This is a genomic window from Pseudoalteromonas sp. Scap06 (assembly GCF_013394165.1).
Taxonomy (GTDB): Bacteria; Pseudomonadota; Gammaproteobacteria; order Enterobacterales; family Alteromonadaceae; genus Pseudoalteromonas.
Genome location: NZ_CP041331.1, coordinates 451,702 through 472,848, shown reverse-complemented (window position 1 = coordinate 472,848; position 21,147 = coordinate 451,702). Strand labels below are relative to the sequence as shown.

At 39.4% G+C, this 21,147-nt stretch carries 19 protein-coding genes; 9 read left to right on the top strand and 10 right to left on the bottom strand.

The window, feature by feature from the left end:
- A complete protein-coding gene (locus FLM47_RS17555) occupies window positions 1-1,071 on the bottom strand; it encodes an efflux RND transporter periplasmic adaptor subunit (protein WP_178957138.1) in 1,071 nt (356 codons plus the stop codon).
- A 541-nt stretch (window positions 1,072-1,612) separates the two neighbouring features.
- On the opposite strand from FLM47_RS17555, the gene FLM47_RS17550 reads away from it, so the two are divergent.
- Window positions 1,613-2,620 (top strand): catalase family peroxidase, encoded by a 1,008-nt coding sequence (locus FLM47_RS17550; protein ID WP_178957137.1) that lies wholly within the window; start codon window positions 1,613-1,615, stop codon window positions 2,618-2,620.
- Window positions 2,621-2,636: 16 nt separating this feature from the next.
- On the top strand, window positions 2,637-3,176 hold the full coding sequence (locus FLM47_RS17545) for a cytochrome b (RefSeq protein ID WP_178957136.1): 540 nt from the start codon (window positions 2,637-2,639) through the stop codon (window positions 3,174-3,176).
- 496 nt (window positions 3,177-3,672) lie between these two features.
- On the opposite strand, the gene hisIE is transcribed toward FLM47_RS17545, so the two are convergent.
- The 9 genes from hisIE to FLM47_RS17500 form a co-directional block, all read right to left on the bottom strand.
- The gene (gene hisIE / locus FLM47_RS17540) at window positions 3,673-4,287 is read right to left on the bottom strand and encodes a bifunctional phosphoribosyl-AMP cyclohydrolase/phosphoribosyl-ATP diphosphatase HisIE (protein ID WP_178957135.1); all 615 of its coding nucleotides are present in this window, start codon (window positions 4,285-4,287) and stop codon (window positions 3,673-3,675) included.
- Window positions 4,278-5,057 carry an imidazole glycerol phosphate synthase subunit HisF gene (gene hisF, locus FLM47_RS17535; protein WP_178957134.1) on the bottom strand — a complete coding sequence of 260 codons (780 nt, stop codon included), beginning with the start codon at window positions 5,055-5,057 and terminating at the stop codon, window positions 4,278-4,280. The genes hisIE and hisF overlap by 10 nt, the downstream gene beginning before the upstream one ends.
- Window positions 5,039-5,773 (bottom strand): 1-(5-phosphoribosyl)-5-[(5-phosphoribosylamino)methylideneamino] imidazole-4-carboxamide isomerase, encoded by a 735-nt coding sequence (locus FLM47_RS17530; protein WP_178957133.1) that lies wholly within the window; start codon window positions 5,771-5,773, stop codon window positions 5,039-5,041. The genes hisF and FLM47_RS17530 overlap by 19 nt, the downstream gene beginning before the upstream one ends.
- Before the next feature lie 33 nt (window positions 5,774-5,806).
- On the bottom strand, window positions 5,807-6,397 hold the full coding sequence (gene hisH / locus FLM47_RS17525) for an imidazole glycerol phosphate synthase subunit HisH (RefSeq protein WP_075170186.1): 591 nt from the start codon (window positions 6,395-6,397) through the stop codon (window positions 5,807-5,809).
- The gene (gene hisB, locus FLM47_RS17520) at window positions 6,394-7,455 is read right to left on the bottom strand and encodes a bifunctional histidinol-phosphatase/imidazoleglycerol-phosphate dehydratase HisB (protein ID WP_178957132.1); all 1,062 of its coding nucleotides are present in this window, start codon (window positions 7,453-7,455) and stop codon (window positions 6,394-6,396) included. Before hisB ends, hisH begins: the two co-directional genes overlap by 4 nt.
- Window positions 7,452-8,540 carry a histidinol-phosphate transaminase gene (gene hisC, locus FLM47_RS17515; RefSeq protein WP_178957131.1) on the bottom strand — a complete coding sequence of 363 codons (1,089 nt, stop codon included), beginning with the start codon at window positions 8,538-8,540 and terminating at the stop codon, window positions 7,452-7,454. The genes hisB and hisC overlap by 4 nt, the downstream gene beginning before the upstream one ends.
- Window positions 8,530-9,831 (bottom strand): histidinol dehydrogenase, encoded by a 1,302-nt coding sequence (gene hisD / locus FLM47_RS17510; protein ID WP_178957130.1) that lies wholly within the window; start codon window positions 9,829-9,831, stop codon window positions 8,530-8,532. The genes hisC and hisD overlap by 11 nt, the downstream gene beginning before the upstream one ends.
- Window positions 9,832-9,836: 5 nt before the next feature.
- Window positions 9,837-10,736 carry an ATP phosphoribosyltransferase gene (hisG, locus tag FLM47_RS17505; RefSeq protein WP_178957129.1) on the bottom strand — a complete coding sequence of 300 codons (900 nt, stop codon included), beginning with the start codon at window positions 10,734-10,736 and terminating at the stop codon, window positions 9,837-9,839.
- Between the two features lie 645 nt (window positions 10,737-11,381).
- Window positions 11,382-12,332, bottom strand: a complete 951-nt coding sequence (locus tag FLM47_RS17500) for a GlxA family transcriptional regulator (RefSeq protein ID WP_178957128.1) — start codon at window positions 12,330-12,332, stop codon at window positions 11,382-11,384.
- 196 nt (window positions 12,333-12,528) lie between these two features.
- Here FLM47_RS17500 and FLM47_RS17495 point away from each other — a divergent pair, with 196 nt between their 5' ends.
- The 7 genes from FLM47_RS17495 (at window position 12,529) to FLM47_RS17465 (ending at window position 21,054) form a co-directional block, all read left to right on the top strand.
- Window positions 12,529-13,149: a transglutaminase-like domain-containing protein gene (locus tag FLM47_RS17495; protein WP_178957127.1), complete on the top strand. Its 621-nt coding sequence runs from the start codon at window positions 12,529-12,531 to the stop codon at window positions 13,147-13,149.
- 129 nt (window positions 13,150-13,278) lie between these two features.
- A complete protein-coding gene (locus FLM47_RS17490; RefSeq protein WP_178957126.1) occupies window positions 13,279-13,506 on the top strand; it encodes a hypothetical protein in 228 nt (75 codons plus the stop codon).
- A gap of 302 nt (window positions 13,507-13,808) precedes the next feature.
- Window positions 13,809-15,986 (top strand): M4 family metallopeptidase, encoded by a 2,178-nt coding sequence (locus FLM47_RS17485; RefSeq protein WP_178957125.1) that lies wholly within the window; start codon window positions 13,809-13,811, stop codon window positions 15,984-15,986.
- 88 nt (window positions 15,987-16,074) lie between these two features.
- Complete coding sequence (locus FLM47_RS17480; RefSeq protein ID WP_178957124.1) at window positions 16,075-17,928, top strand: M28 family metallopeptidase; 1,854 nt, start codon at window positions 16,075-16,077, stop codon at window positions 17,926-17,928.
- Between the two features lie 96 nt (window positions 17,929-18,024).
- Window positions 18,025-19,941, top strand: coding sequence for an ATP-dependent DNA helicase (locus FLM47_RS17475; RefSeq protein ID WP_178957123.1), 1,917 nt, complete (start codon window positions 18,025-18,027; stop codon window positions 19,939-19,941).
- An 8-nt stretch (window positions 19,942-19,949) separates the two neighbouring features.
- Window positions 19,950-20,651: a tRNA (adenosine(37)-N6)-threonylcarbamoyltransferase complex dimerization subunit type 1 TsaB gene (gene tsaB / locus FLM47_RS17470; RefSeq protein WP_138606520.1), complete on the top strand. Its 702-nt coding sequence runs from the start codon at window positions 19,950-19,952 to the stop codon at window positions 20,649-20,651.
- A 73-nt stretch (window positions 20,652-20,724) separates the two neighbouring features.
- Window positions 20,725-21,054: a hypothetical protein gene (locus FLM47_RS17465; RefSeq protein ID WP_138606518.1), complete on the top strand. Its 330-nt coding sequence runs from the start codon at window positions 20,725-20,727 to the stop codon at window positions 21,052-21,054.
- The last annotated feature ends 93 nt before the right edge of the window (window positions 21,055-21,147 follow it).

Genomic DNA, 21,147 nt, shown 5'->3' with positions numbered 1-21,147 from the left:
CTATGCTTTAGTCCAAGGACGTACTTTCATACCCTCAGTCACATAGTTTGCACCTGCACCAATAATTACATCCCCGGCTTTTAAACCGTCAGTGACAATGAGTTGCTCGCCAATGCCATTTTCAATTTTAACGGGAGCTTTAGAAGCTTGCATTGTTTTAGCGTCAACCGTCCAAACAAAGTGTTCTCCGTTTTGTTCAAAAATAGCAAAGGTTGGCACTAGTAAGCGAGTTGTATTTGAGCTGCTTTCACGGGTGATTTTTAGACTGGCATTCATGCCAGGCAATATATTAAGGTTATTTGGTACAGCAAAGGCAAATCGTACTTCATAGGTTTGGCTCGCTGAGTCGGCTTCTAAATTGGCTCGTCTAAATGTTGCAGGAATGGGAGCAGTTGATACATCTTGTAAAATTACTGAGGCTACATTGTTCTGCTTAGAATCTACTGTGGCCACAATAGACGCGGGAATATTTACCACCGCTTCCATTTCACCTTTACCAAATAAAGTAACAACGTGTTGCCCAGCACTTATGTTTTCAAGCTGCTTTACCGGTACTTCTGCAACAATAGCATCGTAAGGCGCTATAATTTTACTGTCAGATAATGCTTTTTGCGCTGAGTCATATTGCGATTCGGCTACTTCTTTTTTAGATTTTAGTTGCTCTATATCACGTTGTGAAATAACCCCATCTTTAACGAGCTTCAAACCACGTTGGTAATCATTATCGGCTGTTTCAAACTGAATTTTGCTCGACTTGACCTCATTAATAAAGTTTCGTTGTTCTAATACAGCAATTACATCGCCTTTGTTTACGTTTTGTGCAGCAATAACGTTAAGCGCTTCTAACTTTCCGCTAACCTGAAAAGCAAGCTTTGAGCTATTTATAGTGTCGACAGTGGCGGGGTAGGTGAGCGTTTTTGATTGCGAAACATCACCTATGGTTATTAGTTTAACCGCACGCGGTTCGTTTTGTTTTTGTGTGCTGACATCACTTTCTGAGCAACCGGCTAATAAAAGTAGAAACGTAATACTAATTAAATTAAATTGAGTAAAACAACGTGTTTTGATCATATGGCTTACCTTAAATAAAAAGTGCGTTGTTAATTTTTGGCATTTTTTAATCAGTAAAAATTATAAAATAGCCAATTGCGTTTATTTTCGAATTTACCTGAAATGTGTGTTATTAAACTATAACTACTTTAAAAGAAGCAGTAAGGTAGTAGGTAATAAATAACATTCTAATTTCAATAGTTTATTATTGCTGTACCGTTTTGTTTTAATTTGTATGATTTTGTAGAAAGCACCAAAAGTGCAACTTAATACTTGCTTTATGTTGGGCTAAGTATAATTAACAATCAGCATTTTAAAAGCAGACGCCTAAAATATTAGGTATATAGTATTAAAACCACAAACTATACTTTTTACAAATTAAATTGAAATATTAATTGCTTAGGAGCGGTCTTGTAAGAGTGATGTAGGTATTGCTTGATAAAAACACTTCAACTCAAAGCATCACTCAGCAATGGTTAGCCATTATTTTCGCGGGTAATTTTAACTGTGAAAAATTCCAACATAGTCATCAAAAAATAATCATACGAGGTCAAATCCTACCATGAGTAAAAAAATCATCTTAATAGCAATTATTAGCTTATTTTCCCTGACTATTTTGTATTTTACTGGCGCATTTAATCGTGACGCAGTGACTGCACAGCGTTTTGTTAATTTACAGCAAGGTGATAAAACCCATAAGGGATTTCGCCGAGCACACGCAAAAGGTATTTGTTTAGCAGGCTCTTTTGAGTCAACGGGTGAGCTTGCTAAGTATTCGCAAGCGAAGGTATTTGATTTAGGGGCCACTCCTTTTGTAGGTCGCTTTTCTATTGCGGGTAATAATCCAACTGCACCTGATTTAAAAGCTCCTGTGCGTAGTTTAGCGTTTTCTATAACTACTGATGATAACCAAGAATGGCGGGTGGCAATGAATACGCCTCCGGTTATGGCGGTAGCTACGCCAGAAGCGTTTTTTAAACAACTACAAGCACTTTCACCCGATCCGGTGACTAAAAAGCGCAGCCCAGAAAAAATTAAAGCGTTTTTTGCAGCACACCCTGAAAGTGCTGCTTTTAATAACTGGAAAGCAAGCTACACGCCAACCAGTAGCTTTGCCACTGAGCAATACCACAGTATCAATGCGTTTTATTTGATGGATGAAAATGATGAAAAGCATGCCGTACGCTGGATTGCTAAACCACAATTAAGTGATGAAAACATCCAACCACTTAATAATAATTCACCAGATGCGTTGCAGCTACAACTTAAAGACCAAGTAGCTCAGTCTTCGGTTAAGTTCGATATGCTGTTTAGTTTTGCAACCGAAGAAGATGATGAAAACAACCCAACTGTTTTATGGCCACAATCGCGCAAAACCATTAACGCCGGTACGTTAGTAATATCACGCTTGCAAGCACAAGAGGGTGGGGTATGTGAAAACATGAACTTTGATCCGCTGGTATTACCAACAGGTATTGAGCCAAGTGCCGATCCTATTTTACGTGCCCGTGGCGCTGCGTATGCAGAGTCATTTCGTCGTCGTGCTAAAGAAGTACTTTTAAATAATTAATCACAGGAACGAGTCAATGAACACTATTACTAAATACTCAGCGTCGAGTATGCTTATTCACTGGGCAATGGCATTAATTATACTTTCTATGTTATTTCTTGGTTTATCGATGGTACAAAGCTTAGCCGTATGGCAAGTAGAAGCTATACAACTACATAAATCGTTTGGTGTGTTAGCACTGATACTAGTTGCAATAAGATTAATTAATAAAGTACTGTATAAAAGCCCTGCGTTACCCCAAAGTGTGCCTAAAGCACAAGCTTTAGCGGCACATTTAACCCAAGTGGGCTTATATGCGTCTATGATTTTAATGCCAATTTCAGGCTGGTTAATGCAAAGTGCTGACGAACGTTCTGTGAGCTTTTTTGGTATATTTACTTTGCCTAATTTAGTTAGTAAAAATATTGAGACCTATGCATTTTTTCGTGAAGCACATGGCTTAATTGCTTATGCATTTTTACTGTTTATTTTTATGCATGTAAGCGCTGCACTTTATCATGGTTTCATAAAGCAAGATGGCGTATTGGGTTCTATGTTACCGGGTAAGCATAAATAATTTAGTCAAAGTTAATTAGGGGCTGTTGACCTTTTGAGATTAAATTTGCAGCAGTTTGTTTGGTATTTAGGCAAGGAAGAGCCTAAGTAGTGTGAATATTCCACATAAATAGGCGATAACGCAGCATCAATGCCAAACAGGCGCTGCCCGAAGGGTTCTGCCTAGAGGCTATTTACTCTTTGTTGCCTACATGGATGTAGGTAAGGGGCGTGAGCAGGACGCGGAAGCTTTGCTCGGTTTTTACTTATTCTTACATGGATGTAAGCCAGTAGAATAACGCAGGAGCAGTTATCGAGCCCACTAGGTTGCAAACCTCGCGCCGGGATTAAACCGCCCCTAGTTTGAATAAATATTAATCCGCAAAGGTCAGCAGACCCTAGTTAAAGGATACCTAAGGGAGAGAATAAATGCTATTGAGAGGCTGAATTAAAAAGAAAAATTATGGCTTTTTATAACGATGTGCGCCACATAATGGCGCACACAGTAATCGTTGTATTTACTTATGACGACCTTGTAGGCAAGCAACTACATCAGTGAGTTCTAACCCTTGGCGTTGTAGTAGTACAACGAGGTGATACAACAAATCGGCCGATTCGTTGGTAAGTTCATTGTTGTCGTGTTTCATTGCTGCAAGCGCCACTTCTACACCTTCTTCGCCTACTTTTTGACAGCTACGGCTTAAGTCTTCTGCGAACAGTGACGCAGTGTAGCTTTTAGCTGGATCATCATTTTTACGCTCAACAATGACATCTTCTAATTGTGCTAAAAAGCTTAAGCTTGGTTTAGCATCATCGCCAAAGCAGCTTTGTGTGCCTAAGTGGCACGTTGGGCCCTCTGGGTTAGCCATTACTAAAATTGAGTCGTAGTCACAATCGGTATGAACCGATACCACGTTTAAAAAGTTTTCTGATGATTCGCCTTTGGTCCATAAACGCGATTTAGAGCGCGAATAAAAAGTCACTTTATTACTTTCAAGTGTTACTTTAAGCGCTTCGCTGTTCATAAAGCCTTGCATTAAAATTACGCCAGAGCGGGCATCTTGAACAATGGCAGGGATCATCTCGCTTTTAGCGAAATCAACTTGAGTTTGGTTTTCTAAGGTTACTTGCATAGTCTTGCTGCCACTTGGTTATCGATTAAAAATTGTTTTAGTTCACCGATGTTTATCACGTTTTTGTGAAAAACGCTTGCTGCCAATGCGCCATCGACTTCGCTTTGTTTAAATACATCAACAAAATCTTGCATGCTGCCTGCACCGCCTGAGGCGATTAAAGGAATATCACACAGCTGGCGTATTTTGCTGAGTTGCTCGTTGTCGTAACCGTTGCGAACACCATCTTGGTTCATACAATTTAAAACGATTTCGCCTGCACCTAAGTCTTGTACGCGTTTAACCCATTCCTCGGTTTTGTAACGGGTGCGGCTTGACGCATTAGGATCGCCGGTTAATTGATACACTAAGTATTCGCCGGTTACTTCATCGTAAAAACTGTCAATACCTACAACAACACATTGCTTACCAAATTCATCGTGTAGCTCTTTTATGAGTTCAGGGCGTGCAATAGCAGGGCTGTTGATACTTATTTTATCGGCACCACGCTCTAAAACCCGTGCTGCATCGGCTACCGATTTAATACCGCCAGCCACACAAAATGGAATATCAATGTGGCGGGCAATGTTTTCAACCCAGTTAACATCAAGTAGGCGTTTTTCAACACTTGCGCTGATTTCGTAAAAAACCAGTTCATCGGCACCAGCATCGCTGTATGCTTTTGCCATTGTTAAAATATCTCCCACTATTTCATGGCTTTTAAATTTAACGCCTTTTACTACTTGGCCATCTTTTACATCTAAACAGGGGATTATGCGTTTTGATAACATGCTAACGCCTCCTCAACACTAAATGCGCCATCAAGTAGTGACTTACCTAAAATTACGCCACCCACACCAAGTTCATTGAGCTTTTTAATATCATCTAACGAGCTTACCCCACCTGAGGCTTGCACTTTAATATTTGCATTATGATTAATTAAATCTTCATAAAGCGCAAAAGAAGGGCCTGACATGGTGCCATCTTTGCTAATGTCCGTGCATAAAAAGTCAATAACATCCAGAGCAACGTAAAAATCAACAAGCTCAAGTAAACCAAACTCAGATTCACTTAGCCAACCGTGAGTAGCAGGTGCCCATCCTGTGGCTGTTTTATTTACATCAAGGGCAATTACAAAGTGCTCGGCGCCAAATTGTTCAATCCAGGCTTTTACTTGCTCGCGTTTTTCTACCGCCATTGAGCCAATAACCACTTGGTTAGCACCGGCTTTTAGCCAATCGCTCACGTCTTGCTCTGAGCGAATACCGCCGCCCACTTGGTACGGTACATTAAGCGCTTTAGTTGCAGCTTGAATATGTTGCCACTGTTTTTTACTTGGATCGCGTGCGCCTTCTAAATCTACAAGGTGTAATTTACCTGCGCCGCTGTCGGCGTATTCTTTTAACCGTGCGCCAAGCTCGAAAGGATAAAACTGGGCGGTGTCGTATTTACCTTGGTATAAACGAACAATTTGATTTTGTAATACGTCTAATGCTGGAATAATCACAAATAATCTCTTTATTGTTGGTTAATGGGCTGTTTATAACTGCCAATCAACAAAATTTTGTAATAAACGGGTGCCTACTTTTGCACTGCGCTCAGGGTGAAATTGCATGCCAGCGTAGTTGTCTTTAGCAACTATGGCCGAAAAGGTTTGGCCGTATTCGCCGCTTACAAGTGTTGCGTCGTTTACGGTGTGCGCAAAGCTATGAACAAAGTACACTTGCTCGTCTTGTGTTAACCCTTTAGTAAGTGCATGCTCTTTATTAATGCTTAAGTTATTCCAACCCATATGCGGCGACGTTAAACTGCCAACATCAAGGGCTTTTACTTGCCCTGGTATTTTACCTAAGCACTGCACATTACCTTCTTCGGTGCTTTCGCACAGTAACTGCATACCTAAACAAATTCCCATTAGCGGGCGCTGATATTCGTTAATTGCTTGCTGCCAACCATTATCAACCAAACGCTTCATAGCAACTGATGCATGGCCAACACCGGGTAATATTGCACGTTCAAAGCCTTTTAACTGCTCTGGTGTGGTAATTACCGTTGGCGTTTGCCCTAAGCGTTCAAAGGCAAAACGCACTGAATTTATATTGGCACACCCGGTATTAATTATGGCAATCATAAACATCCCTTAGAGCTGGCTGTTTGTTGGCTGGTGTCTTGTGCTACTGCCATACGAAGAGCACGTGAAAACGCTTTAAATAAGCCTTCTACTTGGTGATGACAGTTACCGTCACTCACCGATAAAATAAGGCTAATAGCGGCATTATCGCTTAAGCTTTTAAAAAAGTGCTCAACCATTTGTACGTCTAAATCACCGGCTTTTTCACGGCTAAAGTTAGCGTTTAATACAAATGAAGCGCGACCCGATAAATCAATTTGTGCCTCTGCTTTACATTCATCCATTGGCAGTGCAAAACCATAGCGCGCTATTTGCGATTTAGTGCCAAGCGCTTGTTTAAGGGCAACACCTAAAGCAATACCAATGTCTTCAACAAGGTGGTGCTCGTCTATGTGTAAATCGCCTTCGGCTTTAATGTTTAAACCAATGTTGGCGTGCGTGCGAATTTGATCCAGCATGTGATCAAAAAAGCCAAGGCCAGTGTCTATGCTGCCATTTTTCGTTTGATCAAGGTTAACCGCTACATCAATTTGCGTTTCTTTGGTGTTACGCGTAACACGGCCTTCGCGGTTGGCTGTGGTTAGCTTGGTAACAATGGCAGGCCAGCTGCCATCGTACAAAATGCCTTCACAACATAAGTTTTGCGCAAGGCCAATATCGGTTTGGCGATCGCCAATTACATATGAACGTGCTAAATCAACTTTGCCTGAGCGCATAAGTTCAGTTAATAAACCCGTTTTAGGTTTACGGCAATCACAGTTTTGTTCATCAAAATGTGGGCAAATTAATACTGACTCAAAGCTAATGCCTTGGCTATGCAGTATGTCCATCATTTTGTCTTGAGCAATATCGAAATCGGCAGTTGGAAAGCTGTCTGTGCCCAAGCCATCTTGATTCGATACCATCACTAAGCGATAGCCTGCTGCTTGCAGTTGCAATAAGGCAGGAATGACACCTGGTAAAAACGCTAGTTTTTCAAGGCTGTCGACTTGTTTATCGGTGATTGGCTCTTCAATAATAGTGCCATCGCGGTCTATAAATAAATAGGGGTTACTCATGATACTTCCTGTTGTGCTGCGGTTTGTGGCAATTGCAGGCCATCTAACCAAATTTTTACTTGTTCTAATTCTTGCTCATTACCAATTGAAATACGTAGCCAATCATCTTCATTAAATAAGGTGAAGGCGCGCATTACTAAGCCTTGTTTAAGCGCTTGTTTAAAGTAATCCTTGTTAGCTAACTTTAAAGTAACGAAGTTGCCTTCACCAGTGAGTATTTTTAATACTGCAGGGGAGGCGTTTAACCAGTCAATAAGCTTTAACTTTAAGCTATTTAAAATCGTTACTTGGCGACGCATTGAGGTAATGGCATCAGGGGCAATGGCTTGTGCTGCAATACTGGCCACCACACCCGATACCGGATACGGTGCAATGACTTTACGAATAGGCGCTAATACACTGGCCTGAGCGAGAGTAAACCCTGTTCTTAAACCCGCGAGTGCGAATGCTTTTGAGAGTGTACGAAGCACAACAATGTTACTAAACTCGTTTATAAGTTGTGTTGCACTTTGCTCTGGACAAAACTCTATGTAGGCTTCATCAACAATCACTAATGCTTTACCTGCAAGCGCAGTGGCAATGGCTTTTACTTTATCTAGCGGCGTTAAGCTTCCAGTTGGATTATTTGGATTACAAATAAACACTAGTTTTGAGCTACCCACAGCGGCAACTATTTCATCCACGCTGCCATTTAATAAAAGCGCTTGTGTTAGGCCATTGATTGCGACGTTGTGTGTATCGGCCGTTACTTTGTACATACCATATGTTGGTAAAAATAGTGCAATACTGTCTTTTGACGGTTCACAGTAGGTACGTACTAATAATTCAATGCCTTCATCTGCGCCGCGAGTCATTAATACATTTTCGTTTTCAAGCTCAGCATAGGCAGCGTAGCGGTCAATGACCAATTGAGGCTGAGGATCGGGGTAACGATTCAAGTCTTCAATTGTTATTTCAAGGTTTTTAGCATACGGGCTTTCATTCGCATTGAGCCACGTTGTACCGGTTAACTTTTCACTTTTAGCTGAGCTATACGCAGCAAGCGCTGCAATATTATCAGGTAATAAGCCGCTATCATTGCTCATTTTTTATTGCCTCTAAACGAATTGAAACCGCATTAGCGTGGGCATCTAGGCCTTCTGCATCTGCTAAGGGTAAAATAGCTTTTGAAAGCTCAGTTAAGCCACGTTTACTGATAGTCTGTACTGTGTAAGTACGGAAAAAATCAAGTAAATTCAAGCTAGAATAAGTTGCACTGTAACCATAAGTGGGTAACACGTGATTAGTGCCTGAGGCATAATCGCCCGCTGACTCAGGGGTGTAATCGCCAACAAATACAGAGCCTGCATTCTTTACTTTATCTAAATAAGGAGTGGCATCTGCAAGTTGTAATATTAAGTGCTCTGGCCCATATTGCGCTGATACGTCAAACGCTTGAGCTACTGAATCAACTAGAATAAGTGACGAATTAGCCAATGCCTGTTCGGCAGTGTTTTTTCGGCTTAAGTTGGCAAGTTGACGTGTGAGTGCATCTTGCGTTTGTTCAATAATGGTTTCACTGTTACATAATAAAATAACTTGTGAGTCAGCCCCGTGTTCTGCTTGAGAGAGTAAGTCTGCAGCAATAAACTCTGGGTTTGCACGTTCATCTGCAATCACTAACACTTCTGATGGCCCTGCTGGCATATCAATCGCCATACCTGGAATCGTTTGTGCGACTAACTGTTTTGCCATAGTGACAAAGCTGTTACCTGGACCAAAAATTTTATTTACTTTAGGAACAGACTCTGTGCCATAGGCCATAGCAGCAATCGCGCCTGCACCGCCGCTTTCAATAATTGTAGTGATACCACATAATTTAGCGGCATATAAAATAGCCGGGTTAATTGCTTTATCACCTTGTACTGGGGTGGCTAATACCACGGTTTTTGCACCGCTTAACTGCGCCAATACACCTTGCATAATAACCGATGACGGAAGAGGGGCACTTCCGCCAGGTACATAAATACCGACTGCTTCGATGGCTTGATATTTTAGTTCACAGTCAACACCGGGTTGAGTCGATAACTTAATATCTTTTGGCAGTTGCGCTTGATGAAAACATTTCACATTGGCATAAGCGGTATCAATTGCATATTTAAGCTCTGGGCTTAGCATTTTCTCAGCGGCATTAATTTCATCAAGTGGTACACGTAAACGCGGCTTGGCTCTATTATCGAACTCTTTTGCTAATGCAAGTAGAGCGGCATCGCCTTGCGCATTAACTTTTGCCAAAATAGTCTGGCAAATGCTTTCTACTTTTACACTTGCTGATACAGCAGGGCGCATAAGCGCCGCTGCTTGAACTTGTGATGATTCCTCATTCCAACGAAGCATTGTTGTTACTCCATCATTTTTTCAATTGGCATAACTAAAATAGAATTGGCACCAAGGGCCTTAAGTTGTTCCATGGTTTCCCAAAATAGGGTTTCACTGCTCACCATGTGAAGGGCAACATATTCATTATTACCCGCAAGAGCCAATAATGTAGGTTGGCCAGCGCCAGGTAAAATCTCACAAATTTCATCAAGCTTGTCTTTTGGTGCGTGTAACATAATGTATTTGCTTTCTTTAGCTTGCTTTACACCACGTAAACGCGGCATTAGTTTATTGATGAGCGCTAATTTTTCAGGATCTTGTAGTTGAGTGTTTTGGATTAAACAAGCATTTGACTCTAAAATTGTATCACCCTGCATTAAGCCATTTGCTTCAAGCGTTGCGCCAGTAGAGACTAAATCACAAATCGCATCGGCAAGTCCTGCTCGTGGTGCTACTTCCACTGAACCGGTTAACATTACTGTGCTGGCGTTGATGCCTTCGCGTTTTAGGTATTGACTTAAAATTTCTGGGTAAGTGGTTGCTATGCGTTTGCCTTCAAACCAGCTCTTGTCTTGCTTACCAAGTTCTTGTGGCCATGCAAGTGCTAAACGACAGTAACCAAAGTCAAGTTTAGCAAGCTTTGTTACTTCACTCGGTACACCTTGGCGTTCTCTTTCTGCTTGTACTTCAACTAATACGTTTTCGCCAACAATACCTAAATCACATACACCATCCATAACTAAGCCTGGAATATCGTCATCGCGCACACGCAAAACGTCGATAGGCATGTTGGTTGAGTGTGCTATTAGGCGCTGCTCACGAAGATTGAGTTTTACACCCAGTTGTTTAAGTAGATCTTGACAATCTTTAGATAGGCGGCCACCTTTTTGGATGGCGATACGAAGACGATTACTATTATTCATTACTCATTTTCCTTTAATTTAAAAACTAAAAACCCCGAGGGAAACCTCAGGGCGAAAATGAATCTTGGTATGTTGATTCGCCAGAGGTTTCCTTTTAGGAACAACCTCTCAGCGAAAGACCTGACAGGTTATTCCGATGAATGATGGTGGTGATGTACAACTGTCAGTGAATTAAGCATTTTATATCCTGTTTAGCTATTCGTTACTATGTTAACGCTTAGCTGCTGTTTGTTTAATAATTTCCCATTTATAAAAACATATTCACTAACATCATGGCAAGGAAAATTTTCTTTAATTAAAGAATATCTTATAACTGCCGGTACTAAGAATATAACCCATTTAAATTAGTGTTACATGAATTGTTTGATTTTCATTCATCAATAGACTGAGTTTTTGAAGGATGTACGCATAGCTATGATGCCCACTTATTTGGATAAAGTAATCGGTTTGTAGTATGAGTCTAAAGGTATGTCTTATATCGCAGATGTGTAAAACGGTGCAGCTACCAAAAAATTACAACTTGAATTACAAAATAGAAAAAACGAAGTCCTTTATAAAAAGCAAATTAAATCACAAATAAAACAGTAACCAAAATGATGATGGAATTGAACTCTTGGGCTTAAATCATCATTTAAGTAAAGTTAATTAATCATTTTTACGCCACTTTGCAGGTGTTAACCCTGTGCTTTTTTTAAATAAGCGAGAAAAAAAACTACTGTTTTCATATCCTACGTCTATTGATATTTCGTTCACGGTCTTATCTGTTGCTAATAACTGTTTTTTGGCCCTATCTATGCGTACTTCTTGTACATATTTGTTGATTGATATACCTGTTGCTTGTGAGAATCGCCTTTTTAAATTGCGTTCACTAAAGTTAAATTGTTTTGCTAATTTATTGATAGTGATTACACCGCTTGGGTAATTATGAATCCAATCTTGTACTTCGTTAATTTTTTCGTCTCTGTGGTTATTAAATTGAGGCAAAATAAGGTTTAACTTACCAGAGTCAGAAATAAGTAAATGAGTAGCGCACTGCTGAGAAAAACGATCGCCTTTGTCTCGAGCAACAAGGCTTAAAAGTACGCTAATACCGGCTTCAAAAGAGCCCGTTGTATATATATTTCCCTTTCTTAAATACGATTTATGACTAATAAATTGGCAATCAGGAAATAATCCACTTAGCGGCTTGACTAAGCTCCAATGCGTAGCAATCACCGTTTTATTTAATTTACCTGTTGCCGCTAAAAAATAAGAGCCATTACTTAAACAAAGAATAGACGTATTACTACTTATTTTAGGTTTTAACCATTCAATAATTAACTCAGTGCCCCGTGGCATATTTTTTAATTTAGAACCTTCTATCGGCGGTATAATAACTAAGTCATACTGCTTATCAGTAAGTGACTTATCGGCAATAACCAGTGAATTACTCGAGCTTGTTATAGGTGCACCGTCGGTCGTTATTATTTCTACGTTATAACTTTGAGGTAATGAGTAATGTGTGTCGAGTAAAGAAACAATAGTAAAAAAATCTTTAGCTAAAAATACGCTAACAGCCCAGCAGCCCTCATAGGCAATAATTGCTATATTTTTCATAATTCTTATGGCCCAATTGGACTATTTAAAATGCCTGTGCAGACATAGTATTTTAATTTTTGTATAAGTAACATTAAAAGATACTTTAAAGACTTATATAGTTTTAAAATTATTGTTTTAAAATGCTTTTTTACTATTAAAAAATATAGTCAAACTATCTGTAATTACAATAAATACATTCGTTAAGGGGACAGGTTTGAAGCAGTACTTACAAAATGATGCTTTTTTCAATCACAAGCATAATGAAATTAATAGCTGGCTAAAAAAGGTAAAAGGTAATGACGAACGCACTAAGGCCGTTTCAATATATTACCTTGTAAGAGACGGAATTAAATATGATCCTTTTACACTTTTAGATGGGGCAAAGTCACTAAGTAGTGATTATTGCTTAAATAATAAAGCAGCATATTGTATTCCAAAGGCATCATTACAAATAGCATTAAGCCGAGCTTGTGATATTCCTGCACGGTTAGGTTTAGCTGATGTTCGTAACCATTTGAGCACTCCTAAATTAGATGAGTTACTAAAGAATGAAGTGTTTACAATGCATGCTTACGTGGAGCAGTTTATTGAAGGTGAATGGGTTAAATCGACCCCTGCTTTTAATAAGGAACTATGCGACTTAGTTAAAATAAAACCGCTAGATTTTGATGGGGTTAATCATTCTTTATTTCATCAATTTACTACAGATGGTAAAAAGCACATGGAATATTTAAAAGATCACGGTCAATATGCTGTAATGCCAACAGCATTTATTAATCAAAATTGTGAGCTTTATTACCCGCATTTAAAGCTTAATTTTAGCAATATTGAATAATGTATTAATTGATATGACGGCAAGAAAATTTAATGAATATTTTACAGCTGCCGATAACATTAACAGTATTGCGTTATTTATCAACAGTTTTATATTTATAAAATTACGCCTAACCTGCTGGAGGTACACATGGATATAATGATCCCCTATTTAGGGCAAATTACCCGTTTAGCGCTTGAATCTAAAGGTGCTTTTCATATTGCAGGGGTGCAACAAAGCGCTAGAGCAAAACAAGTTGAACTTGAAGAGCGTAAAAAGAAAGAGATAGAAAAGCAAAAAAAAATATCGACAACAAATGCTGATGAACATAATAAAAATACAGATGGTAACGATAAACACCTCGATACATGGGCATAACAATTGAATATGCCCTCCACTTTTTCGTAATTCTTATTACATGCCTTTCTTTTTTACAAATTACAATCTCGATTTTGTAACTTTAAATTTACAAATTGAATATTTAAAATTCATTAAAACGAAATTAAAAATCATTCTGCATTGATTTTTAATACTTTATTTTTGTTGGCTCATACTTTAATTGTAAATTTTTTGTTTAATTTCCATTTGGTTGTTTTGTGACCTACGCTGATCCTGAATCGGGAACAGGTAGTGCCGGTTAGTATAAATATACTATTAACAAAACAAAATGGAGCGTAACCGTGAATTTATCAAAAATCACAATAGCAACCCTTGCAGCTTTTACACTAGTACAAGCACCAGCAGCGGTAGCTGCGAATAAAAAATACCTTAGTGAGCAGTCAAATAACATCAATAAAGCGCAAAGTAGTGTTGTATCACTTAATGATACTAACCTAGCTGCAAAAATTGGCTTGGAGTCAGGGAATAAATTAGTCGTAGTAAAAGAAATTAAAAGTAAAAACGGAGATATAACCAAACGATATCAACAGTTCTTTAACGATTTACCCGTTATAGGAGATACCGTTAGCCTAACATTCAATAATGGCCAGCTAAAACACTCTCACGGCGCTGCTGTTTATGAGCTTGCTACAGATATTAATAGCGTTACTCCTAAGTTAAGTAAAAATAAAGCAATTACAAAAGGGTTGCAACAATCAGATATAGCAATAAAAACCGCTGATTTGAAAAAGTATAATGAAAAATCTCAACTAGCAATTTGGCTAGACGAACAAGGTACTGCTCATTTAGTTTATGAGGTGTCTTATGTAACTTATGGTCGAAACCCTGCGAGACCTTATCAAATTATTGATGCAAACAATGGAGATATTCTATTTAGCATCGATAACCTCCAACATGCTGATGCGACTGGCCCAGGTGGAAACTTGAAGACGGGCAAATATGTTTATGGCACTGATTTTGATAGTTTGAATGTAACTCAATCGGGCAGTAATTGCGTGATGGAAAATAGTAACGTTAGAACTATTAATTTAAATGGTGGGACGAGCGGAACAAGTGCTTATTCATTTACCTGTCCTGAGAATACCTTTAAAGAAATTAATGGTGCTTACTCACCTTTAAATGATGCACATTATTTCGGCAACGTAATTTATAACATGTATAACGATTGGATTGGTACGCCACCATTATCTTTTCAATTAAAAATGAGAGTGCATTATAGCAACAATTATGAAAATGCATTTTGGGATGGCAGTGCAATGACTTTTGGAGATGGTCAAAATACATTTTATCCACTTGTAAGCTTAGATGTATCAGCCCATGAAGTAAGCCATGGGTTTACCGAGCAAAATTCAGGTCTGATCTATAACAGCAAATCAGGCGGGCTGAATGAAGCTTTTTCTGATATGGCAGGTGAGGCTGCAGAGTATTACATGAGAGGAAGTAATGATTGGCTTGTAGGTCAAGACATATTCAAAGGTAATGGTGCTTTGCGATACATGAATAATCCAACACAAGATGGGCGCTCGATTGATAAACAAAGCGATTATACTAGTGGTATGGATGTACATTACAGTTCAGGTGTTTACAACAAAGCGTTTTATAACCTAGCCACGACTGCTGGATGGAATACAAAAAAAGCATTTGAAGTGATGGCGCGTGCTAATCAACTGTATTGGACTGCCAGTACTAACTGGGATATAGCCGGTAATGGTGTTATGGACGCAGCCTGTGATCTAAACTACGACACACAGGACGTAAAAGCGGCGTTAAGTGCTGTTGGTGTAAACTCTAGTTTGAGTGCTGGTAGTTCGTGTGATTCAGGTTCCGAAATAGAAGCGCTTACAAATGACATCCCACGTACGGGGATCAGCGGTGCAGCCAAACAACAAATATTCTTTACGCTTGATGTGCCACAAGATGCAGGTAACTTATCATTTACCACATCAGGTGGAACAGGCGATGCTGATTTGTATGTAAAATTTGGGTCTAAGCCAACGCTAAATAGCTTTGACTGTAATAGCACAACGTCAACAAGTAATGAAAGTTGCGCTATCGGTAATGTTCAAACCGGTACTTATTATGTAATGGTTGAGGCATGGAATCAAATCTCAGGAGTCACATTACTTGGCAGTTATGATGGCGATACTGGGGGTACAACGCCTATAAATCGAACTGAAGAAAATGTAGCTGTAAGCTCTGGAGGCTGGACTCGATTTACGCAAAGTTTAGGTTCAGGTTATAGCTCACTTAATGTTTCAATTGCGGGTGGCAGTGGCGATGCGGATTTATATGTAAACTTTGGAGCAGCATCAGATACAAATACTTATGTTTGTCGCCCATATAAAAATGGCAATAACGAAAGTTGTACTATCGATAATCCACAAGCAGGGACTTGGCACATTGATTTACAAGGATACCGCAATGCAAGTGGTGTAACGCTTACTATTCAAGCTAACTAAATCAATTCCTAGGGGAGCGTCCGCTCCCTTTTTTATCTTAGTCATATCACTTTCTATGAATATAGCTTGATTTAAAAGGAATCAATTTATGAAACGTTTATTAAATATTGCGTTAGTTAGCGCTAGCGCCTTAATTGTTCAACCACTGTATGCACAAGACAACGAAAATATATGGGTGACAATAGATCCTATTGCAGCAAAGCATTATCAGCAGACTAAAAAAACAGTAAGTAAATCACATCAATCATTAACTATTCATGCAACTGAGCTAGATACCGTTAATTTTTTAAAGGTTAAGACCTCGGATGTAGCACAGCTGAGTGAGTTTATGCATGATAATTACCATCGGTGTGGTGGTTTTGTAGCGCATGAATCACTAGATGAAGCAAAACAATATACTGAACAGTTGGCAGCTGTGCAAAACCAAAACACCTTAGCTTTTGATTATAATATTGATAATGCGCAAACAACACAGCAACTAATTAATCGTATTAGCCCTAATAATTTAACAAATACTGTTAATTCAATGAGTAGCTTTTACAATCGCTACTATACAACTCAAACTGGGATAGATGCATCTCAATGGTTAAAAGATTATTGGCAACAGTTAGCGGCAAGTCGTAGCGATATCAGCGTTGAATATTTTACTCATAGTTGGGCGCAGTCGTCGATTATAGTCACAATACCTGGGGAAGAAAAAGCTGATGAAATTGTTATCATAGGTGGACATTTAGATTCAATTAACCAATCAAACCCTACAAATGGACGTTCTCCTGGTGCCGATGATAATGCATCAGGTATCGCTGTATTATCAGAAGTACTAAGAGCAATTGTTGATAATGACTACAAGCCGCAAAGAACAATTCAAATAATGGGCTTTGCAGCTGAAGAAGTTGGCTTGAGGGGGTCAAAAGCGATTGCCTCAGCATACAAATCACAAGGAAAAAATGTTGTTGGTATGGTGCAGTTTGATATGACTGGTAATAACGGTAGCAATGAAGATATTGTGATGATGACAGATTACACAACAAATGCTCAAAACCAGTTTCTAGGTCAGCTAATCGATACTTATTTGCCTTCTGTTAGTTACGGTTTTGACCAATGTGGATATGGATGTTCTGATCACGCATCTTGGTATCAACAAGGGTTTACAGCATCTATGCCATTTGAGTCGAAAATGGCTGATATAAATCGATTAATTCACACCATTAATGACACTAATTTTGACGCTGATCATGCTAGTAAGTTTGCAAAATTAGCTGTTAGTTTCATATCGGAAATGGCAAAAAATGCAGGCGATGTGATCCCCCCAATTGGCGACGAATTACAAAACGGTGTTACGGTTGCCGGTATAACAGAAAGTGCAAAAGCGGAACGTGTATTCACATTAAACGTACCTGACAACGCGACTAACTTAAACTTCATTACATCCGGTGGTTCTGGTGATGCCGATTTATACGTAAAATTTAATTCAGCACCTACCTTAACAAGCTTTGATTGTAAAAGTACAACCTCTTCAAGTAATGAGAGTTGTGAAATAGGTAATGCCCAAGCGGGCGTTTATTATGTCATGGTTCAAGCATGGAATGCGATTACGAATGTTTCTTTAACCGGTAGCTATAACGAAGGTAACACAGCAGAACCTATCAATCGTGTAGAAAATAATATTTCGGTAGCAGCAAACAATTGGAGCCGATACACACAAAATCTTGATGCTGGCTATTCGTCATTCACAGTTAACATTAGCGGCGGCAATGGAGATGCTGATTTATATGTAAATTTTGCAAGCCCATCTACAGAATCTGTTTATCAATGTAGGCCATTTAAAAATGGTAATTTAGAAACTTGTAATATTGATAACCCACAAGCAGGTACTTGGTTTATAGATTTAAAGGGCTATAGTTCTGCAAGCGGAGTTACCTTATCTATTACGGCACAATAATAATTAATAGGGGGACAGTGCCCCCCTTATTATATAACTTAATTACTTGCCCTTGATGTTTCGCTTACGTAGAATCCCGCTATTATTTTTTACAAAGTGATTGGTATTATCAAACAGCTGTTTAGTGCGACCGGGCCTTTGGCTTTATCAATAGATGGATATACACCACGCCAGCCTCAAATCGATATGGCGGTGGCTGTTGATGATGCATTAAAAACCCGATCTCAACTTGTTGTTGAGGCAGGCACTGGCACAGGTAAAACCTTTGCCTATTTAGCTCCCGCTCTTAAATCTAAAGGTAAAACCATCATCTCAACGGGTTCTAAAGCACTGCAAGAGCAGCTTTATCATCGTGATTTACCGGTATTAGTAAAAGCCTTAGGTGCTGCTAAGAAAACGGCCTTGTTAAAAGGGCGTGCCAATTATTTGTGTACGTATCGACTAACTCAGCATGTGGCACACGTACCAACAGACGACCCTGATGTTATGCATCAGCTTGCTATGGTTGCAAAGTTTGCCAGTGAGACCCACAGCGGTGATCTTGCCGATTGCATTGGTATTGAAGAAGACGCCAAAGTGCTACCTTATGTAAGCTCAACCGCTGATAATTGCTTAGGCAAAGAGTGCCCTGACTTTCAAGAATGCTATATTCGCAAAGCGCGTTTAAAAGCGGCTGATGCCGATGTTGTAGTAATAAATCACCATTTGTTTTTTGCCGATATGGCGGTAAAGGAATCAGGTTTTGCAGAGCTTATGCCTAATGCGGATGCCTACATATTTGATGAAGCTCACCAATTAAGCGAAATTGCCAGCGACTATTTTGGCGAAACAATGAGCACCAAAAAGCTGGTGGATTTAATTAACGATTTGCGCGCTATTTATCGCGCTGAAATCCCCGATATGCTGCAATTAGGTAAAAGTTTAAATAAACTCGAAACCAGTGTCGCTGATTTAAGGTTGCAGTTTGGGGTAGATGGTAGCCGTGGCGATTGGCGCGAAAAGCTCAGTAATAAGCTTATTTGCTCGGCATTACATCGCGTTATTAGTGATTTAGAATTTGTGTATCAGGTTTTAAAGTTATGCTTAGAGCGCAGCGATAAAATAGAACATCCGTTTGAACGAGTTTTGGCTTTTAAAGGCCAGTTAGAACGTGTATTTGATACCGCTCAAACTGGGTTTAGTTACTGGTACGAAACCACGAGGCGCTATTTAACAATAAATATAACGCCATTAAACGTATCGGCAAAATTTGCATTGATGATGAAAGAATCTGGTGCGGGGTTTGTATTTACCTCCGCCACGTTATCGGTCGACAATGAACTGAGCCACTTTAATGCAAGCCTTGGCTTAAAGCCAAAGCAAAGTATGATGGTGGATAGTCCGTTTGATTATGCCAATCAGGCGTTGCTGTGCTTACCCCGTTATTTACCACAATCTCATGAAGATAATATGCCTCATGCTATTGTAAAACTGACTTTAGAGCTCATAAAGTCGGCTAAGGGGCGTTGTTTTGTGTTATTTACTAGTTATCGTATGATGCATTTAGTGGCTGAGGGTTTAACGACGCAAATGGACTACCCAGTTTATATGCAAGGGCAAATGTCTAAACGAATTATACTAGAAAAATTTACTCGCCATGGTAATGCAGTATTGCTGGGCACCGCGTCATTTTGGGAAGGGGTTGATGTACGAGGCAGCACCTTAAGCTGTGTTATTATAGACAAGCTGCCATTTGCTGCCCCTGATGACCCTTTACTGCAAGCCAAAATGCAGGATTGCCAAATGCAAGGTAAAGACCCGTTTGCACATATTCAATTACCTCAAGCGGTGATTGCATTAAAGCAGGGGGTAGGTCGCTTAATAAGAGACAACAAAGATAAAGGCGTGTTAGTGATTTGCGATAATCGCTTAGTTACACGCCAATATGGACAAGTATTTTTAAAGAGTTTACCGCCAATGCGCCGTACACGAAGCTTAGAAGATGCCAATACATTTTTAAAACATATTAATTGAGTACAAAAATGATCAAAAGTAATATTCTCGCCCTAGATGCTTCTACAGAAGCATTATCAATTGTTTTGCATTATCAGGGTAAAACGTTTCATCATTTTGAAGAGTGCCCGCAGCAGCATAGCCAAAAAATTCTGCCACTTATTGATGAGCTACTAGGAAAAGCCGGTTGTAAACTAAAAGATTTAGACGTAATAGGATTTGGCCAAGGCCCAGGTAGTTTTACTGGCGTGCGCATAAGCGTAGCCATTGCACAAGGTCTTGCGTATTCAACTAATTTACCATTAGTCGGGGTATCTACTTTAGCAGTCATGGCACAGCAGGCATTAGAACAGTTTGGTGCTAACGATGTTTATTCTAGTATTGATGCGCGTATGGGAGAAATATATTTTGCTCAGTACCAAGCAAAAGATGGATTGATGACACTTAAAGGCGAAGAGCGAGTATTCAAACCTGAATTGTTAGATGCAACCTTGATAGATATAAACATTGATGCTGCAGGCGTAGGGACGGGGTTTAAAAGTTATCCTGATTCATTAACGGCATTTAATAATGTAACCATACAGTCAGAAATAAGCTTACCGGATGCACACTATATGTTGGCACTAGTAGAGGCGCAGTACCTTGCAGGTAAGGGTGTACAAGCCAGTGATGCACAACCAAAGTATGTGCGTGACACGGTAACATGGAAAAAATTACCGGGCCGAGAATAAGATAAACCCGGTTGTTTGCAAATTAAGCGATTTTAAATCATAATTTAGGTATGTTGTTGGTTGGAGAAGCGCTGTGTCGCTACCTATAAGTTCTGGTTTTTTCACTGGTGATATACCTGGTAATGTGCGTTCTACTTCGGTAGTTCCGGTGCAGCCTGAACGAGTACTAGAGCAAGCCAAACCACAAAAAACTAATACCGATTATGTCAAAAGCAGCCCTGAAGGGCTTGAACTTGCAAAAGAGTTTACAAAAGCGAACAGCAAAGACAACCAATACAGCCAAACTATTTACGATCAACCCTCAGCCCAAGTAAGTAAAGCGATTTCGACTTATACTGAGTTTGCTAATTTAGAGCGAAGAGCTGAAGTTCAAAATTTAATTGGTGTTGATATATACGCTTAGCTAATACCAATCCTCAAAATAGATCACTTAAATAAGAGAATTGGTATAAAATGAAAATAAGCAAATAAAAAGCCCGAATGAATCATTCGGGCT

Bases quoted from the DNA above. Each gene is read 5' to 3' on its own strand.
- FLM47_RS17555 (WP_178957138.1), bottom strand. From the start codon at position 1,071: ATGATCAAAACACGTTGTTTTACTCAATTTAATTTAATTAGTATTACG.
- FLM47_RS17550 (WP_178957137.1), top strand. From the start codon at position 1,613: ATGAGTAAAAAAATCATCTTAATAGCAATTATTAGCTTATTTTCCCTG.
- FLM47_RS17545 (WP_178957136.1), top strand. From the start codon at position 2,637: ATGAACACTATTACTAAATACTCAGCGTCGAGTATGCTTATTCACTGG.
- hisIE (WP_178957135.1), bottom strand. From the start codon at position 4,287: ATGCAAGTAACCTTAGAAAACCAAACTCAAGTTGATTTCGCTAAAAGC.
- hisF (WP_178957134.1), bottom strand. From the start codon at position 5,057: ATGTTATCAAAACGCATAATCCCCTGTTTAGATGTAAAAGATGGCCAA.
- hisH (WP_075170186.1), bottom strand. From the start codon at position 6,397: ATGATTGCCATAATTAATACCGGGTGTGCCAATATAAATTCAGTGCGT.
- hisB (WP_178957132.1), bottom strand. From the start codon at position 7,455: ATGAGTAACCCCTATTTATTTATAGACCGCGATGGCACTATTATTGAA.
- hisC (WP_178957131.1), bottom strand. From the start codon at position 8,540: ATGAGCAATGATAGCGGCTTATTACCTGATAATATTGCAGCGCTTGCT.
- hisD (WP_178957130.1), bottom strand. From the start codon at position 9,831: ATGCTTCGTTGGAATGAGGAATCATCACAAGTTCAAGCAGCGGCGCTT.
- hisG (WP_178957129.1), bottom strand. From the start codon at position 10,736: ATGAATAATAGTAATCGTCTTCGTATCGCCATCCAAAAAGGTGGCCGC.
- FLM47_RS17500 (WP_178957128.1), bottom strand. From the start codon at position 12,332: ATGAAAAATATAGCAATTATTGCCTATGAGGGCTGCTGGGCTGTTAGC.
- FLM47_RS17490 (WP_178957126.1), top strand. From the start codon at position 13,279: ATGGATATAATGATCCCCTATTTAGGGCAAATTACCCGTTTAGCGCTT.
- FLM47_RS17480 (WP_178957124.1), top strand. From the start codon at position 16,075: ATGAAACGTTTATTAAATATTGCGTTAGTTAGCGCTAGCGCCTTAATT.
- tsaB (WP_138606520.1), top strand. From the start codon at position 19,950: ATGATCAAAAGTAATATTCTCGCCCTAGATGCTTCTACAGAAGCATTA.